Below are 17,496 nucleotides of genomic sequence, written 5' to 3'. Positions count from 1 at the left end.
GCGTTAGATATCCAGAACAACCGGACCTTTAGGGCGCGAACAGCAAATCAAAACCTGACCCTCTTCGGGTTGGATCAACGGCTCTTCGAAGTATTCCACCTCGCCCGACACCAATCCGCATTTGCAGGAGTTGCAGATACCCGCGCGACAACTGAATTCCGGATTCAACCCTGTATTTTCGGCCAGTTCCAAAAGCGATCCAGCTGATCCATCCCAAGTAGCAGTCACATCTGACGCACGAAAAGTAATATCCCCTGCCAATTGTTCAGCTGGTTTCGGGGTTACATCCGGCCCCTCATCCGCCGCCCAAGCATCGGGGTTGGTCAAAAATGTAAGCGCCTGAATGGTTGGTGCTGCACGCGACGCGGCCTTATGGCTCCGCGAACTTTCGGGTTTTGCTGCCAGCGCCTCTAACGAGGTTGCTTTGCCAAAGAATTCGTACGCGATGCGGTTTTTGGGAACGCCCAGTTCTTGCAGAAGTTGGTACATCGCCACCATGAACGGTGTCGGTCCGCAAATGTAGGCGTCATAATCACCAATGGGAACATGCGTTTGCATGAACGCTTTGTCGATCACGCCCTGCGCATCAAACCGTTTCGCGGCGCGGTCTGCGTCTGTTGGCGTGCGATAGATAAAACGCGCCTGTATCCGTTCATTCGCACAGGATAACACTTCGTCCCTTAATGCGTGAACCTGTCCATTTTCGCAGGCATGCAGAAAATGAACGTCGCGGTCGCTATCACGCAGACGGTGCAACATCGAAACCATCGGCGTCAGGCCGACGCCGCCCGACAAAAGTAAGACAGGCCGCGTGCTTGTCTCATCCAGGAAAAACTTGCCACGTGGCGCGGCGATTTCAACCGTGTCACCAATTTCGATCTGATCGTGCAGCCAGCATGACCCGACACCATCTGGTGCGCCATTCAATCCAGCCTCTCGTTTCACCGAAATCCGATGATGCCGTGTCTCTGATGGGTCGCACGACACTGAATAGGTTTTGAGAACTGGGTCACCTGAACCCGGCACGCGCAAAGTAATGTATTGCCCTGGCAAGACGTCCCAAACAGGTGCGCCATCTGTCGGTTCAAGATAAAAAGAAGTGATAATTTCACTCTCTACAACCTTACTCGCGACGCGAAATTCACGGAACCCTGCGACCATCTTACTGACTCATTTTGGCGTCAACCATCGCCTCTTCTGCGATCATCGCTTCTAGTTGACGACGGAACCGCAACTGGCCCGCATCAATGCCAAGATCGATGTGCGGAGATGTCTTTTCATTCATCCCAATCTGCACTTGGTCGAGCACCGCACGGTCCTCCTCGAATGCACCGCGTACGTCCTCGCTCATCATCTTTGAAAGCTCTTCATCATCAGGTCGGATGTTGCGCAATTGGAACCAATAGTAGCGAGTTTCGGTCTCGGTAGTTGGCGTCATAAAGTTGTAGCTGTCCATGACAAAGGTTTTCTCGTGCAGAGCACCGTCAACACCACCCGTCCCCGCAGGGGTAAACACGGCGCGGACCAACGCGTGGCTCGGGTAGCGGACTTCGTAGTGCTGCAGGCGGTCACAATTGCCTTCGAATTCAACGACCTTTTTATAAAATGGCGCTGGCTCGTGGTCCATCATCCAGCGGTGCACGATAACGCCAGTATCGGTTTTGGTCACACGCAAGGGCGTGTCCTTGGTCGCCGCCGTCGCAAAAGAAGATTCATGCACCCAAGCGACATGCGTGGGGTCGAGCAGGTTGTCGCACATCAACAGATAGTTGCAGTTCAACTCCATCGCGGCACCGCGGTTGATCCCCCATTCGGGGCTGTCAAAATTCGGAATGTCGATAATGTCTTCCACGTCGGCAATTGCGGCATTGCCCATCCAGATCCATACCAGACCGTATTTTTCATGCACGGGATAGGGACGCACGCGCGCCGCGGATGGAATACGTCCACCACCCGGTGCCCAAACACATTGGCCGGCACAATCAAAAGTCAGACCGTGATAGCCACATTCGACGTTGTTGTTTTTGATCCGACCTTTGGACAGCGGCAGTTTGCGATGTGGGCAGGCATCTTCCATGGCGATGACTTCACCTTCATCATTACGGAACATGCAAATCTTCTCGCCCAGCACTTTAACCTGCTGCAATGTGTTGACAATTTCTTCGCTCCAGGCGGCGACGTACCATGCATTCTTCAAAAACATGAAATTTCCTTGCTGACTCGGGACCATTGGCAGATTTCAGTCATTGGTACTCTATGCCGCACTTGGAAAAAACCGAGCATTGGTCGGCGAATGTTTAGCCTACCTAAACATTCATTCAGACGCTTCCGAAAGCACCCAATTCAGAAAGTTCCGAGATTTCTCATTCTCCATCATTTGCGGCCCCCAGCAGACAAAATAGGGCTCGGGCATCTGGAGAGATTCATGCGACACCTTGACAAGTCTGCCAAGTTCGATGTCGATCGAGGCAAACGAAGATTGCGCCAAAGCAATGCCTTGCCCATTGGCCGCTGCCTCTAACGCGGAACTCGATAATGAATGAACTGATATCGGTTTGTGGGCAGGTATTGGTAAACCCTGCGCAATCAGCCAGTGAGATAATCGTGGCACCGTTGAATATGCGGGGCCCCAATCAATATCGATCCAAGGGAGGTCTGCGATCTTTTCAGGATCAAGCGCATCAGGGTAGTCTTCCAGGAATTTAGGCGAACAAACGGGAAAGCACGTGTCACGAAACAAGGCGCGTGCATGTGGAAAAACACGCGACGCCGTGCCGTAAGTAATTCGAAACATATGATCCAGAAATTCTGGGTCTGGCTCTACATGGGTTGCCTCCAACCGAATGGAGGCTTCCCCAAATCGCGCCTCGAAATGGTGAAGTCTTGGGTTGAGCCACTTGAGGACGAGCGTGGGCAAACCAGAAACATGTACATCCAGGTCAGCAACCTGTTGCGACAGCAAGTGCTGAGCCTGTTTCAGCTTTTCAAACCCTGCCGACAATACGGCGTGGTAGGCTTTGGCTTTTGGTGCGAGAGATGCACGACGCCCATCTTTCACGATAAGTGGCATTCGCAGATGTTCTTCCAGCAGCTTGATTTGTTGGCTGATTGCACCCGGCGTCACGCCAAGTTCTCTGGCGGCGGCACTCACCGACCCAAGCCTTCCAAAGCTCTCAAAAGCATGCATGGCCCGTAGGGGCGGAAGAATTGATTGCATAGCCTGCCTGTTGTGTCGCGAATACCAACGTCCATTCAGAATTCCTGAACAGTACCGCTAGAAAACTCGTTTGTCATGTATAATACCGCTATTTATCGTAATAACATTAGACATAATAGCCAACCACAAAGGTTTGCCGTCTGCCGCGCCTCCAACAAGGTGTGTAGCATCAAGGGAGAAGATCATGACATTTTCGACAAACAGACGCAGCGTACTGCTGGGTGCCGGTGCACTTGGGGCAACAACGCTTCTTGGACTCTCAGGTCAGCCATTGCGCGCTGCGACACCATCTCAAGGCGGCACTTTGCGGATTGGGATCGGCAGCTTCGATTCAGGTGAAACACTTGACCCGCAAGTGACCGAAACAAAATTCATGCAGAACCTCCAATGGCAGATCCGCAACAACCTGATCGAAATCGGAGCCGGTGGCGTGTTGGTTCCTGAGCTTGCGACAAGTTGGGAAGCTAATGATGATCTCACGGTTTGGACGTTCAAACTTCGCAGCGGTGTAGAGTTCCACAACGGCAAGACGATGGACGCGGACGATGTCGTATTCTCAATCAACCTGCACCGCGGCGAAGAAAGCATTTCACAATCTAAATCTCTTGTTGCTGTTATAAGCGATGTACAAGCCACTGCTCCGGACGAAGTCACAATAACCCTTAACGGTCCGAACGCAGGTTTCCCGCCCATTATGGCACTCACCAACCTGACCATCGTTCCTGCTGACGATTCGAACTTTGATGCTGGCATCGGGACGGGCGCCTATATCCTGGAAACCTACGAGCCCGGCGTGAAATCAATCGTCAGTAAGAACCCTAACTATTGGAAGGCTGACCGCGCTCATTTCGACTCTGTTCAGATGCTGGCAATTCGTGATGTAAACGCCCGGACAACCGCGCTGCAAACTGGTGAAATTGACGCGATGAACTCGGTCGATCCAACCACCGCTGGCTTGTTGTCGGCTATGCCGGGCATTGACCTGATCCAGACACAAGGCAAGGTCCACTACGCCTTCAGCATGATCGCAACCGATCCGTTGTTTGCAGATGCGCGCGTGCGCAAGGCGATGAAATTGTCCATCAATCGCCAGGACATGGTGGATAAGGTACTGAACGGCTACGGCTCCATTGCAAACGATCAGCCGATCTCGGAAGCCTACGAATACCACAACCCCAACATCGCACAGCACGAATATGATCCCGAGCAAGCGAAATCATTGCTAAAGGCAGCAGGCGCCGAAGGTCTAACGACAACCCTTCACGCCTCAAACACGCCCTTCACTGGTGCCGTTGACGCAGCCCAGCTGTTCAGCGAACACGCCGCAGCAGCAGGGATAAAGATCGAAGTCTCGCGCGAGCCCGAAGATGGCTACTGGTCAAATATCTGGGGCAAAAAGCCGTTCTTCGCCTCACGCTGGTCTGGCCGCGCCAACGAAGACCTCATGTTATCCTTAGCCTATTCTCGCGAAGCATTGGGTGGCTACAACGCAACCAACTGGGACAATGATGCTTTTAACGTTGCGCTTACCGCTGCCCGATCTGAAAGAGACGATGCAAAACGCCGTGCACTATACGGCGAATGTCAGGCGCTTCTTGCCGAAGATGGCGGCATTATTGCGCCTGTTTGGGCTGACTTCCTTGATGCGAAATCAAGCAAGGTATCCACCGGCGACGCGATTTCAGGTGACTGGGATCTGGATGGCAACCGCTGTGCTGAACGCTGGTGGTTCACCGCCTAATTACTGGCGATAAATCCTAATTTGGCGGGCCGCGCAATGTTGCGGCCCGTTCAAGGGTCAGACATCAGGAAATTTGCAATCCATGCCCGAGAATCTGACCGCGCTACTGAACGCATTGCGGCTGCAATTCTCTGACCGCCTTTTGACGTCAGAAGCAGCCCGCGAACACCATGGCAGTGGCGAAAGCCATTTGCCTCCCGCTTGGCCAGACGCCGTTGTCATGGTGACATCGACCCAAGATGTGTCCGACGTGCTGACTGCTTGTACGAAACACGGCGTGCCTGTCATTCCGTTTGGCGCAGGGTCTTCCATCGAAGGTCAGATACATGCGCCCCATGGTGGCATCAGCATCGACATGTCGGCAATGGACCAGATCGTGTCCGTGCAAGACAATGACATGGATTGCACCGTTCAATGTGGTGTCACGCGACAGGCCCTGAACGAGCATCTCCGCGCGACTGGGTTGTTTTTTCCCGTCGATCTTGGTGCGCACGCAACTTTGGGCGGTATGGCTGCCACACGCGCATCGGGCACGACAACGGTTCGCTATGGATCGATGCGTGATCTGGTCCTTGGCATGACCGTTGTAATGCCTGACGGCGAAATCATTAAGACTGGTGGCCGTGCGCGTAAATCGTCTGCTGGCTATGATTTGACCCGTCTGATGATTGGCTCTGAAGGGACGCTAGGGATCATAACTGAATTGACCCTGCGTCTGTTTGGCATCCCTGAGGCCTCGCAAACTGCGATGTGCAGTTTTAACACGATCGAAGACGCAACCCAGACAGTGGTCATGGCGCTGCAATGCGGCCTAGCGCTCAACCGGATCGAACTTGCTGATGGGCTTCAGATGCAGGCGATCAACAGATATTCGAAAACAAGCCTCCCTGAACGGCCAACACTTTGGATCGAGCTTACCGGGTCAGCTGCAACAGTTCAAAATGACATTGTGGTTCTTGAGGGCCTCGCTGAAACGGCACTGAGGTTCGAACATGCCCAGACGGCAGAAGCTGCTGCAAAACTTTGGCGCATCCGCCATGACGCGCTTTATGCATCCCGCGCATTGCGGCCTGGCATCAAAGGCATTTCAACAGACGTCTGCGTCCCGATTTCAAAACTGCCTGCCTGTATCAGCGCGATTTTGGGCGTCGTTGCGACAACGGATATTCAAGCTCCTCTTGTGGGTCACGTAGGCGACGGGAACTTTCACCTTGTCTTGCTTTATGACCCCGAAAACGAAGTCGAGGCAAAGCAGGCCTATCATATCAATTCCAGTCTCATCGAGATGGCGATTGAAATGGGTGGAACCAGTACGGGCGAACATGGCGTGGGCCTGGGCAAGAAGGCCTATTTACCGAACGAGCATGGCCCCGCCCTTGGTGTGATGCGCCGGATTAAACGCGCGCTCGATCCTGACAATATCATGAACCCAGGCAAGATCTTCGATCTATAACTTCAAGGAATTCCAATGTCAGAACCGTTCCCCAGTGACCTGATCCGCACAGAAGTCGCAAACCTACCAGATTATAATGCGGGCCTTGCCTTGGACCGGTTCAAGGCGACCTATGGCATTGAGTGTCTGGCTAAACTTGACAGCAACGAAAGCCCCCTTGGCCCGTCGCCACATGCCGTCAAAGCGATGCAGGACGCGGCAACTGGCGTCGCTCGTTATCCCGATGCTGCAAACATGCATCTACGTGGCCTCATCGCTCGGTCCGTTGGTGCGCACCCAGACCAAGTCATCGTCGGCAATGGGTCAGAAGACCTGATCGGGGCATTGTTTCGCGCCGTAATCCGTCCGAAAGATAACGTAGTTACGATTTGCCCCAGCTTTGGCTTGCACGAATTTGGCGCTTTGATGTTTGGGGCCACCGTCACCAAAATTCCTTTCAACGACGATTGGTCTTTCCCCACAGAAGGCCTTTGCACTGCATTGCACACCAAGCCACGCGTTTTGATGTTTTCCTCGCCCAGCAACCCAGCAGGCCCCGCTATCACCGAAATGGAATTTCGGCAGGTGATCGATGTGACAGACCCCGCAACGTTGATCTGTTTCGACGAGGCATATGTTGAATTTATCGAGCAGAGCAAGCGGTTCGATGCACTTCAAATTCTGGCAGAGGCTGGACAACCCTACATCGTCCTGCGCACCTTCTCCAAGGCCTACGGTCTAGCAGGCGCGCGCGTCGGCTATGGGATCGCCGGCGATGCACAGATCATCAAGGCACTTATGAAAACCCGCAATCCCTTTGGCGTGAATGCCATGGCCGCAGTTGCGGCGGCTCATGCACTTGGCGACACGGCGCACCTCAATTCGGTGACAGATCTCGCGACGCAGGAGCGACAAAGGGTCTCTACAGCATTGACATCAAAGGGGTTTCAATGCGCACCAACGCAAACCAATTTTGTGTTCTTCGATACAGGGGGCCCAGCCCATAAGCTCGCGGAAAAATTACGCCACAAAGGTGTCTTGATCAAAGCATGGCAAGAAGCCCCATTTGAACATTGGGCCCGTGTTACGATGGGCAGCGCTGCTGAGAACGATACATTCCTAGGTGCCCTCTAAAAGACCCTTGCGATGCTGCAGTCAAAATGATCCGTTAATCGACGGTGAAATAATTAACGTTTTCCTCTAAAGCTCTACGAAAACATATATTCGAAATATAGAAAGGCAATTTCTGATGACGCATCCCCTTATCACCCAAGAGCATATCGACGATTATCAGCGCGACGGCGTTGTCCTTGTTAAAGGTCTGTTCAAGGATCAGGTCGAAGAACTGCGCGCAGGCGTGGCCCGTAACATGGCTGAACCAGGTCCCTATGCCGCCGAAAACCTGAAAGAAGGCGAAGGCGGCCGGTTCTTTGACGATTATTGCAATTGGACCCGCATTCCCGAATTCCAATCCGCTATCAAAGCATCCCCCGCAGCAGCGGTTGCAGCTGAATTGATGGGTTCAAAGACCGTGCAGATGTTCCATGATCATGTGCTGGTCAAAGAACCGGGCACATCAAAACCAACCCCATGGCACCAAGACAGCCCCTATTATTTCGTCGAGGGCGAACAAACAGTCAGCTTCTGGTCTCCGCTTGATCCGGTACGCCAAGCCTCGCTTCGGTGTGTGGCGGGATCGCATCGCTGGGAAAAGCCCGTGCTGCCAACGCGTTGGCTGGCTGAGACTAGCTTTTATCCAAATGATGACGATTACATGCAAGTGCCTGACCCGGATGCCGAAGGCATGGATGTGCGTGAATACGAAATGGAACCAGGTGATGCGGTGGCGTTCAACTACCGCACACTACACGGCGCGCGCGGCAACGAGGCAGGCACCCGCCGCCGCGCGTTTTCCTTGCGCCTCTTGGGTGATGACGCACGCTACGTTGAACGCCCCGGTCCAACATCGCCCCCCTTCCCTGGCCATGATATGACAGCAGGCGAACGGCTACGGACAGACTGGTTCCCGATGCTGCTAGACTCCAAAACCTAAGAAGCCTTTTTATGAACAATGACACGGGGAAATCTCCTACACGACCAGACATCGTACCTGCAGGCGCGTTCAGCTTTCCTGTGCAAGACCCCGCCGATACCCGTTGGTTCGGGTTTCTGCTTCTTCCTGAATTTACCTTGCTCGCCTTTAGTGCAGCTCTTGATCCATTGCGCATTGCTAACCAACTCGCGCAAAAACCGCTTTATGGATGGCTCATCTTTTCCCAGGATGGCACCGCTGTTTCATCCTCCTCAGGAATCGACATCGGCGTACATGCCAGCCTCGACGATCTGAAACCGGACACATACCTTTTTGTGTGTTCCGGGAATAACGGCACCAAAATCGCGTCTGATACTATTCTTGGTCAAGTGCGCCGTCATGCTCGCTTTGGAGGAAAGCTTGGCGGCGTCTGCACAGGTGCCGCGACACTCGCACGCGCAGGTTTGTTGAAAGGCAAGAAATTCACTCTGCACTGGGAAAATCAACCCGGCTTTGCTGAGACCTTTCCTGATTTGACACCAACGCCACAACGCTTTGAGCAGGACGGTGATCTGCTGACCTGCGGCGGGGGTGTTGCTGCGACTGAAATGATGATCTCAATCATCGCGCAGGACTATGGCGAAGAGTTCGCTATCGCAGTCTCTGACATGTGTTTGAATGGACCAGACATCACGACGCGCAGCGAACAACGTTCCTCAATCGCAAAAGCCATCAGCTCGCGAAACCCGCGCGTTTTAGCGGTACTGCGTGCGATGTATGATAACATCGAGACGCCGCTGACTTTGGACGAGTTGGCGCAACATGCTGGCATCTCGCGCCGTCAGATTGAACGCCAGTTTAAGCAGTTGCTGGATGAAGCCCCTGCTCAGACCTATCGCAACATCCGACTAGATCGCGCAAGGACGCTGCTCATGGAAACAGATCTGACCGTGTTAGAGGTTGCGATGGCTGCGGGGTTCAATTCCAACGGTGTCTTTTCCCGCCATTTCAAAACAAGGTATGGGGAAACCCCTTACGGGCATCGCGGCCACAAAAAATCCAATTCTTCGTAAGCCACCCTTTCCGAGATGGACTTTACCATCCGCCAAAGCGTGGCCAGTTCATTAACGTCGCCTCAGGCGTTTCAGGAATAACATTGTAGCCACTGTGCTGCGCAGCGGTGGCGCAAGCATGGTTGGGTAAAATACGAAGTTGCGTGCCCACAGGTATTGCAGGCACCGCGCCTTTGAAATCGGGTCGACGCGCGATGACGCCATGTTCCTGATTGGCCTGCACCATGATTAATCCCGGGATCGGAACGCCTGCGCTATCGCAGACAATGCCATACCCTTGGTCAACATCTTGAGCAGCCGTGCCGCGATCACGTGACATTGCCATCCAGCCCGCGTCACAGATGATCCAGCCTCGCGTGGATTGGTACCCGATGACGGTCGTCAAGACGCTTAGCGCAATATCATCGATGCAGCAGACCTCTATGCCCGCCATAACCAAATCAAAAAAGACATAAACACCTGCGCGCATTTCGGTGACACCCGTAAGATCCTGTGCGGCATGTGCCGTTGGGGTCGAGCCAACACTCACCACGGGACATTGCAGCCCAGCCCCGCGCAACGCCTCGGCTGCATTCACCACTGCAAGCCGTTCCTGCTCTGCACATTTGGCCTGCGCTGCAACACCAACAGCGCCGTAACTGCCGCCCGCGTGACACAAGACACCATGCAACGCAGCACCACCTTGCGTCAGGATCCGCCCAACATCCAGCAAAGTCGGATCATCAAAGGTCAGCCCACTGCGGTGGCCGTCGCAGTCAATTTCGATCAACGCTGGGATCGCAATGCTTGAACTACGTGATGCGGTTGCTACTGCCTGCGCTTGTACCACGTTATCCAGTAGGACAATCAGGTTGCACCCTGATCGGTGCAAGGCGATCACGCGGTCAAGTTTGGGTGCGGTGATCCCGACCGCATATATGATATCGGTAACACCAACCCTCGCAAAGGCTTCGGCCTCTGCAAGGGTGGATACGGTGGCTGGCCCATTCCCGCCCGTCAGCACATAACGCGCCGCATCCACGCTTTTGGTCGTTTTGAGATGAGGGCGTAGTGAAACCCCAAGGGCCGTTGCCTGCGCGGACAAACGATCAATGTTGCGTTTCATCTTGGCCTCATCGACCAAAAGGCACGGTGTGGGCAGAGCTGACAAACGGGGATCGGGCATAGGCCTTAGCCTACGACGTTGAAGTCGGGACCGTAAGGGTAGCCCGTAATATTCTCATTGCCGTCCTCGTTGATGATCAGGATATCGTGCTCACGGTAGCCACCGCCTCCGGGTTCGCCGTCAGGGATGGTCAGGTATTGCCAAGTTGTTGGCCGGGTTTGATCAAGCTATGTCGGTCCCATGAACATTCCGACCCATATGCTGCGCCTGAAAGGCTTCCGCTACCCCCGCGAGATCATTGCTTACGCGGTTTGGGCGTACCATCGCTTTGCACTGAGCACGGCGGATGTCGAGGACCTGTTGGCAGCGCGGGGCGTGGTTGTCAGCCGTGAGGCGATCCGGCTATGGGTCAATCGCTTTGGGCAACATTTCGTAAACTGCATCCGCCGGGATCGACCGCAACCGAACGACAAATGGCATCTTGACGAAGTCGTTATTACAATCCGTGGCAAGAAACATTGGTTGTGGCGCGCGATCGACGCAAATGGCGACGTGCTCGATATTCTCGTGCAAACACGCCGAAACGCAAAGGCCGCAAAGCGGTTCTTCCAAAGATTGATCACCCTGTTCGGCGAACCACGGGTCGTGATCACCGACAAGTTGCGCAGTTACATCCAGCCCATCAGTAAACTGGCACCGGGCGCGGATCATCGCGCCCACAAGGGTTTGAACAATGCGATCGAAGTGTCGCACAGGCCGACGCGTAAACGAGAGAAAATATTTGGCCGATTCAAATCCCACCGGCAGGCTCAAAGGTTTCTGTCAGCACATGACCAGATCAACCTGATCTTCCGACCGCGCCGCTATCAACTGAACGCAACCTCATACCGCCACGCCCGCACTGATGCGTTCAACCTCTGGTCCGATTACACCGCCGAAATGGCGGCATGATCCAACGGTTGCCAATGTTTCACAATGGGCCAGCAACAACTTGGCAATACCGCTTGGGGCTATCCGCCAATCCAAGCTTTTTCATTAGGTAATTCTCTTTCACAGTTTCAAGTTCGCTCACTTGCGTCCCTGCCACTGTAGAAGCATCATCGTTGTAAATCGCTGGCCCGCATCCAATGGTCACCTTTGTTAAAAGGGCCATATCTGGCGTCATGCCGCATTTGTTTTTCAGATCATCCGCGTACTTCGCGATCAAATCGTCTCTCTTACCCATCGTAATCTCCCACCAGTTATTTTCACCACAGTCTCAGGGCCCCGATCAGGGCGCTGCAAAAAGCCTAGCGCGCCTCTCGCTTATAAAAAAGAAAAATCTGGGGGAAAGGCAGCCCTGTGTTCCCCTGCAGTTCTCGTTCCGAGCACATCTTGATTTCAAAACGTTCCCTCACCATCTCAATTCCAAGGCGCGTAAAAGTTTGTCTTTTTTGATAGGGTCACAGATGAAAAAGAAGGTTTATACCAAACCAGACAGCGCCTCCCTCACAATGCCTTGCGGGAACAAAGTTGACCTCGCTCGCCCTCGCAGCGACGGTATCATGACAGATCAAGAGCTTGCATTCTGCCGCGCCAAAGGCGTGTCTCTCGCTTATGATCCTGTACAGATCGGATGGATTTCCGCTTTGGCAGAAGACGACTTTTCGCCCATATTCCGCAAAAACGAGCGCACCCCGCGCAACGCGGTCGCCTATAAGCCTCAGGTTAATGCGCTCCACCCTCAATACCGCCTCAGACCATGGACGAGTGGTGATTTGCCTGTCTACATGTCCCTCCTCGATGATGCTGACGTCTGGACCTACGTGACAGAGGAATACCCAGACCCGCTCACAGAAGAAGAAGCCGCAGCTTTAATCGAGCTGTCCAATGCGAGCAATCATCATCAGGTGTTTGCGGTGTTGCGCAATACCAAACCAGTGGGACAAGTGCGCCTGCTGTTTGATGTCGATCCGCTCAATCCTGCCACAGCAGAAATCAGTTATTGGCTTGGCCGTGAACACTGGGGAAAGGGTATTGGCTCCGACATTGTTCGCCTCTTCACAAAGCGCTGCTTTGCAGACAACATCGGGATCACCAAGCTGATCGCTCGTGTCCATCGCGACAACGGCGCCTCAAGCGCGATCCTTACAAAGACGGGTTATCTGCTCCAAGGCCATGACCCGAAAGACCAAGGCTGGACCCTTTTCGCCAAGCATCGCACCACATAAAAAAGCCCCACGAGGCTCAAGGCGTCGCGGGGCATAATTGTCTCGGTCTGTAGCGTTTAGTAGCGGTAGTGCTCGGGCTTGAACGGCCCTTCTGTGCTCACACCAATATAATCAGCTTGCTCTTTGTCGAGTTTTGAAAGCTTCACGCCGATACGATCGAGGTGCAGACGCGCAACCTTTTCGTCCAGATGCTTGGGCAAAATGTAGACACCGGGCTGATACTCTTCGCCTTTCAGCCAAAGTTCCATTTGCGCCAAAACTTGGTTTGTGAACGAAGCAGACATCACAAACGAAGGATGTCCCGTCGCATTGCCAAGATTCAAAAGGCGGCCCTCAGACAGGAGGATCAAACGGTTACCATTGGGCATTTCGATCATATCGACCTGCTCTTTGATATTGGTCCACTTGTGGTTCTTCAGGCTGGCGACTTGAATCTCGTTATCGAAGTGACCGATGTTCCCGACAATCGCCATGTCCTTCATTTCGCGCATATGCTCGATGCGGATCACGTCTTTGTTGCCTGTTGTTGTCACAAAGATATCAGCAGTCGCCACAACATCTTCCAATGTCGTCACCTGATAGCCGTCCATGGCAGCTTGAAGCGCACAGATCGGATCAACTTCCGTCACAATCACACGCGCACCAGCGCCGCTCAGGCTTGCCGCAGAGCCTTTGCCAACGTCGCCATAGCCCATAACAACCGCTACTTTACCCGCCATCATCGTGTCGGTCGCGCGGCGGATACCGTCAACAAGGCTCTCTTTACAGCCGTATTTGTTATCAAACTTTGACTTGGTAACAGAGTCGTTCACGTTGATCGCAGGGAAAGGCAGCTGGCCTTTTTTGTGCAGATCATAGAGGCGGTGAACGCCGGTTGTTGTCTCTTCTGAAACGCCTTTAATCGCATCACGTGTTTTGGCAAACCAGCCGGGTGTTTCGGCCATGCGCTTCTTGATTTGCGCCTTGATCACTTCTTCTTCTTCAGACGTTGGAACCGCAAGCACATCTTCGCCCGCTTCCATACGTGCGCCGAGCAGCACATAAAGTGTCGCGTCGCCGCCATCATCGAGGATCATATTCGCGCCCTCGGGGAACATGAACGAGCGGTCAAGATAGTCCCAATGCTCCTCAAGTGACTGACCCTTGATCGCAAACACAGGCACACCAGATTGTGCAATAGCGGCTGCCGCATGGTCTTGTGTTGAGAAAATATTACATGATGCCCAACGGACATCCGCGCCAAGCTCGACCAGCGTTTCAATCAAAACCGCGGTTTGAATTGTCATATGAAGTGAGCCAACAATACGCGCGCCCTTGAGCGGCTTGTCTTCGCCATACTCCTTGCGCAGAGCCATAAGCCCCGGCATCTCAGTTTCTGCAATATTGAGCTCTTTGCGGCCGAAGTCCGCAAGCGCGATGTCTTTTACAATATAGTCGTTGGACATAGGGATACCTGTATTAAGCCAATTTGGCTTGGCGGTATCACTTTATCCAAAATTGCGCAATCTTGCTCAGACCTCAGCTGGTCTGTCCTGACACTTTTGTGAGCGCGGATTGGCCTTGCCAGTCTGTTCCTGTGGCCAAAATGCAAGACTGCCCTGATGTGTCAGTGCTAATCACTGTAAATGTACCTGTCTCAGGCGAAGCCCATACTTCGACAACAGCTGCTTCGCCATGAAGCCCGCCGCCTGCAAGGTTCTCGTGATAATCGCCTTTGAGACGCTCCACCATCACATCCCGTGTGGTGCAGCTGTCCGCATATGCTGGAAGCGACGTCAGGATCGCTGCACAGCCCAGAAAAAGCGCAAACATGCGCCGTGTGTAAATTCGCTCGATCATGCCAAGCTCCTCGATGCTACTCTCAATGTTAGGCCTATTGATTGGCCCTTTGGGTCAGTTTTTCCCGACCACATCCTTACAATACGAATTAAATGTGGCAAGAAAAGGGCGCAGTCATACACAGGGGTCGAAAAATGGCAAAATCCGCACCAAAACAAGCCCGCGCTTGGCAGCGTATGCTCTCAGGCCGCAGGCTTGATCTGCTTGACCCCACTCCGATGGACATCGAAATCGAAGATATCGCTCACGGCCTCGCCTTTGTTGCGCGCTGGAATGGCCAGACTCAGGGTGATTTCGCCTATTCCGTCGCCGAGCATTCCCTGCTTGTCGAGGCGCTCTTTGCTCGGATCGTGCCCGCCGCCGAGCCCAAGTGGAAGCTCGCAGCCCTCCTGCATGACGCTCCTGAATATGTGATCGGGGACATGATCTCCCCTGTAAAAAACGCTGTTGGCCCTGGCTATGAGGAACTTGACGAGCGCCTCACGGCCGCCATTCACATTCGCTTCGGCTTGCCTGCCAAAACGCCACCACTCATCAAAAAACAGATCAAAAAGGCCGACAGGCTGTCAGCGTGGCTTGAGGCAACTCAAATCGCAGGCTTTTCAGTGGCAGAATCCGACAAACTTTTCGGAAAGCCTGACCCCGCTCTCCTTGAAGGCCTCAGCATTTCTTTGCGCCCGCCCGTTGAGGTCCGCGAAGATTTCACGGCGCGGCACAAAATGCTGCTTGCCGAGATCGGTTGATGCACATTCGCCCTGCCAGCGCTGTCGATGCCCGTAGTCTTTCCGAGCTGCTCAACGAGATCATTGCTTTGGGAGGTACAACCGCACTTAAAACGCTCACAAAGGCGGATATGATCTCATGGATCGTCTCTAATCCTGCCGAATATGCCTTTTTAATAGCCGAAGACGAGCGCGGCGACGCCCTTGGCTTCCAAGCCATTGGTCCACGAAAGACCTTGCCGCCTGAAGCCTGCGACATCGCAACATTCACTCGTTCTGGAAAGGCACAGCTCGGCATAGGGTCGGCCCTCTTCAGCGCCACAGAAAAAAAAGCTAAAGCCCTCGGCTATCGCTGGATCAACGCAACCATCTTGAACCAAAACACAGGTGGGCAGGCCTATTACCAGTCTCGAGGATTTGAGCGCTATAAGCACACATCAGAGCGTGTTTTTATGCGCTTTCTCCTGCACTGATAAGGTCCAGCTCGGCCTCTGTGAGTGGCCCCCAAGCAACGCCTCGCTTGATAAACCCGTGCCGCTTCAGGAGCCTGCCAATCATTTCAAAGTCAAGCGCACTGATCGCGCGCTTCTTGCCAAGGCTTACTTCTGCACCTTCCGAAAGAGCGTTAATCGTGAGTGGCTTGGCGCCCATAAACGCAGCCATATGCCGCCTAAGAGAGCGGCTCGCCACGCGCTCGCGCCGCAGGATCACAGCGGCCTTCTGCTCCGCCCGCGCCACCATCGCAAACAAATGAAGCGCCGACCCATCAAGCGCCACAACCCGTCGCGCCGCCTTGTAGCGGGCGATCTGCTCCTCCAGCCCGTGTTCTTCTGGCCAGAAGACAGTATAGCCCGCCTCCTCCATACGCGCATCCAGCAGCTCTTCGCCAAGAAAGCCGCCCTTGTCTACGGGTTGAAGCGAGCGCGAGATAAACAAATCTCTCGGCCCCTCAGCCGCAACATCGCGGGCAAACTCTGCGGCGACATAGCGTCGGAATACACGCGTACCAGAAGCAATTTTTCCAAGACCAAAGCCCTGACCCGGAACAACAAGCGCTTCGATATCCGTGACTGCGTTTACGACACGCACAGGGACATCTCCAATTAAAAGGCGCAGATAGTCCCGTGCAAAAGGGAGCAGCTCGGCCTGCCCCCGAGTTACAAAAACAATCCCCTCAATCTCGTCACGGTATTTTCGCACAGCCCAAAGCCGAGCAATGCTTTGCATCTGGAAATGTCCAAAATGGTGGTAAAGCACCCCGCCCCAAAGCCACTTGCCCGCAAGCTGCGCCTCGGCTTCTGCTGGCAGGCTCGGGGCATAGGTGATCAATTCATCGCGCCGCCATGTCGCGGCCATAGGCAATAGAGCGCCCTCGCTGTCAAAAACACCTGTGTAAAGAATACGGCCATCAAGCTCTTGCGGCGGCACAACGCGCGCACGCTCGTACTCTCGCACAGATTGGGACCAGCCGCCCTTGGGGCTTGGCGGATCTATCGCCTCAGCGCTCACCTATTTGGGGCTGCGCTTGGCCAGAATGCGTTGAAGCGTGCGGCGGTGCATATTCAGCCGCCGTGCAGTTTCGCTCACATTGCGGTCACACAACTCATACACTCGCTGGATATGCTCCCAGCGCACACGGTCCGCACTCATCGGATTTTCGGGCGGTGGCGGCAATTCTCCACCATTGGCCAAAAGCGCATTTGTAATATCACGCGCGTCTGCAGGCTTGCTCAGGTAATCGGTCGCGCCGATCTTTACAGCCGCCACAGCCGTGGCAATCGCACCATAGCCTGTCAGCACAACAACGCGGCTATCGGGGCGCTTCTCACGGATTACTTCAACCACGTCGAGGCCGTTTCCGTCCTCTAGACGCAAATCACAGACTGCATAAGCAGGGGGGCGCGCAGTCGCGATCGCTTTTCCAGCAACAACAGACCCAGCGGTCTCGACTTCAAACCCGCGCTTTTCCATGGCCTTGGCCAAACGGCGCAAAAACGGCTCGTCATCATCAACAAGCAACAGGGATTTGTCTTCCCCGATATCAAGAGGCTCTTCCGACACGTGGCAACACTCCCCCATTTGCGCTGAAACAAGTCTTAGCTTGCCCCTTGCCCGCCGTCAAACA

General features: G+C 54.1%; 17 protein-coding genes and 2 pseudogenes. 9 read left to right on the top strand and 10 right to left on the bottom strand.

Annotated elements, in window-relative coordinates:
• Positions 1-3: 3 nt before the first annotated feature.
• From DSM117340_RS15395 to DSM117340_RS15385, 3 genes are all read right to left on the bottom strand, one after another.
• Positions 4-1,161, bottom strand: a complete 1,158-nt coding sequence (locus tag DSM117340_RS15395; RefSeq protein WP_089894531.1) for a 2Fe-2S iron-sulfur cluster-binding protein — start codon at positions 1,159-1,161, stop codon at positions 4-6.
• Position 1,162: 1 nt separating this feature from the next.
• A complete protein-coding gene (locus DSM117340_RS15390; RefSeq protein WP_089894534.1) occupies positions 1,163-2,203 on the bottom strand; it encodes an aromatic ring-hydroxylating dioxygenase subunit alpha in 1,041 nt (346 codons plus the stop codon).
• Between the two features lie 111 nt (positions 2,204-2,314).
• Positions 2,315-3,217 carry a LysR substrate-binding domain-containing protein gene (locus tag DSM117340_RS15385; RefSeq protein WP_089894537.1) on the bottom strand — a complete coding sequence of 301 codons (903 nt, stop codon included), beginning with the start codon at positions 3,215-3,217 and terminating at the stop codon, positions 2,315-2,317.
• Positions 3,218-3,401: 184 nt separating this feature from the next.
• Here DSM117340_RS15385 and DSM117340_RS15380 point away from each other — a divergent pair, with 184 nt between their 5' ends.
• From DSM117340_RS15380 to DSM117340_RS15360, 5 genes are all read left to right on the top strand, one after another.
• Complete coding sequence (locus DSM117340_RS15380; protein WP_089894544.1) at positions 3,402-4,958, top strand: ABC transporter substrate-binding protein; 1,557 nt, start codon at positions 3,402-3,404, stop codon at positions 4,956-4,958.
• A gap of 82 nt (positions 4,959-5,040) precedes the next feature.
• Positions 5,041-6,411, top strand: coding sequence for an FAD-linked oxidase C-terminal domain-containing protein (locus tag DSM117340_RS15375; protein WP_089894546.1), 1,371 nt, complete (start codon positions 5,041-5,043; stop codon positions 6,409-6,411).
• A gap of 15 nt (positions 6,412-6,426) precedes the next feature.
• On the top strand, positions 6,427-7,524 hold the full coding sequence (hisC, locus tag DSM117340_RS15370) for a histidinol-phosphate transaminase (protein ID WP_089894549.1): 1,098 nt from the start codon (positions 6,427-6,429) through the stop codon (positions 7,522-7,524).
• Between the two features lie 115 nt (positions 7,525-7,639).
• Positions 7,640-8,443 (top strand): phytanoyl-CoA dioxygenase family protein, encoded by an 804-nt coding sequence (locus tag DSM117340_RS15365; protein WP_089894551.1) that lies wholly within the window; start codon positions 7,640-7,642, stop codon positions 8,441-8,443.
• 11 nt (positions 8,444-8,454) lie between these two features.
• The gene (locus DSM117340_RS15360; RefSeq protein WP_089894555.1) at positions 8,455-9,495 is read left to right on the top strand and encodes a GlxA family transcriptional regulator; all 1,041 of its coding nucleotides are present in this window, start codon (positions 8,455-8,457) and stop codon (positions 9,493-9,495) included.
• Between the two features lie 22 nt (positions 9,496-9,517).
• Here the strand turns inward: DSM117340_RS15360 and DSM117340_RS15355 are convergent, their stop codons facing one another.
• Both DSM117340_RS15355 and DSM117340_RS15350 read right to left on the bottom strand, forming a co-directional pair.
• A complete protein-coding gene (locus DSM117340_RS15355; RefSeq protein ID WP_354689802.1) occupies positions 9,518-10,660 on the bottom strand; it encodes a DSD1 family PLP-dependent enzyme in 1,143 nt (380 codons plus the stop codon).
• A gap of 5 nt (positions 10,661-10,665) precedes the next feature.
• Positions 10,666-10,829: pseudogene (locus DSM117340_RS15350) on the bottom strand (creatininase); the annotation flags it as partial.
• An 11-nt stretch (positions 10,830-10,840) separates the two neighbouring features.
• Between DSM117340_RS15350 and DSM117340_RS15345 the strand changes: the two are divergent.
• Positions 10,841-11,551 (top strand): IS6 family transposase, encoded by a 711-nt coding sequence (locus DSM117340_RS15345; protein WP_089894562.1) that lies wholly within the window; start codon positions 10,841-10,843, stop codon positions 11,549-11,551.
• A gap of 52 nt (positions 11,552-11,603) precedes the next feature.
• Here the strand turns inward: DSM117340_RS15345 and DSM117340_RS15340 are convergent.
• Positions 11,604-11,825, bottom strand: a pseudogene (locus tag DSM117340_RS15340) (DUF2853 family protein); the annotation flags it as partial.
• A gap of 223 nt (positions 11,826-12,048) precedes the next feature.
• Here DSM117340_RS15340 and DSM117340_RS15335 point away from each other — a divergent pair.
• On the top strand, positions 12,049-12,810 hold the full coding sequence (locus tag DSM117340_RS15335) for a GNAT family N-acetyltransferase (RefSeq protein ID WP_271437299.1): 762 nt from the start codon (positions 12,049-12,051) through the stop codon (positions 12,808-12,810).
• Between the two features lie 56 nt (positions 12,811-12,866).
• Here DSM117340_RS15335 and ahcY read toward each other — a convergent pair whose 3' ends face one another.
• Positions 12,867-14,255, bottom strand: a complete 1,389-nt coding sequence (gene ahcY / locus DSM117340_RS15330; RefSeq protein ID WP_089893407.1) for an adenosylhomocysteinase — start codon at positions 14,253-14,255, stop codon at positions 12,867-12,869.
• Positions 14,256-14,328: 73 nt separating this feature from the next.
• Positions 14,329-14,649: a hypothetical protein gene (locus tag DSM117340_RS15325; protein WP_245724459.1), complete on the bottom strand. Its 321-nt coding sequence runs from the start codon at positions 14,647-14,649 to the stop codon at positions 14,329-14,331.
• Positions 14,650-14,783: 134 nt separating this feature from the next.
• Here DSM117340_RS15325 and DSM117340_RS15320 point away from each other — a divergent pair, with 134 nt between their 5' ends.
• Both DSM117340_RS15320 and DSM117340_RS15315 read left to right on the top strand, forming a co-directional pair.
• Complete coding sequence (locus DSM117340_RS15320) at positions 14,784-15,392, top strand: HD family hydrolase (RefSeq protein WP_271437300.1); 609 nt, start codon at positions 14,784-14,786, stop codon at positions 15,390-15,392.
• Positions 15,392-15,844 carry a GNAT family N-acetyltransferase gene (locus DSM117340_RS15315; RefSeq protein WP_271437301.1) on the top strand — a complete coding sequence of 151 codons (453 nt, stop codon included), beginning with the start codon at positions 15,392-15,394 and terminating at the stop codon, positions 15,842-15,844. The genes DSM117340_RS15320 and DSM117340_RS15315 overlap by 1 nt, the downstream gene beginning before the upstream one ends.
• Here DSM117340_RS15315 and DSM117340_RS15310 read toward each other — a convergent pair.
• Together DSM117340_RS15310 and DSM117340_RS15305 are read right to left on the bottom strand one after the other, a co-directional pair.
• Complete coding sequence (locus DSM117340_RS15310) at positions 15,822-16,880, bottom strand: glycosyltransferase 61 family protein (protein ID WP_271437302.1); 1,059 nt, start codon at positions 16,878-16,880, stop codon at positions 15,822-15,824. The two genes, DSM117340_RS15315 and DSM117340_RS15310, sit on opposite strands and share 23 nt — an antisense overlap.
• Complete coding sequence (locus tag DSM117340_RS15305) at positions 16,881-17,432, bottom strand: ActR/PrrA/RegA family redox response regulator transcription factor (protein WP_089893422.1); 552 nt, start codon at positions 17,430-17,432, stop codon at positions 16,881-16,883. It lies immediately after the preceding gene.
• Positions 17,433-17,496: the final 64 nt, after the last annotated feature.

Origin of the sequence: Lentibacter algarum, assembly GCF_040580765.1 — a bacterium.
Classification (GTDB): Bacteria; Pseudomonadota; Alphaproteobacteria; order Rhodobacterales; family Rhodobacteraceae; genus Lentibacter; species Lentibacter algarum.
The sequence above is the reverse complement of the archived record's forward strand: the minus strand, read 5'-3'. Positions and strand labels throughout refer to the sequence as shown.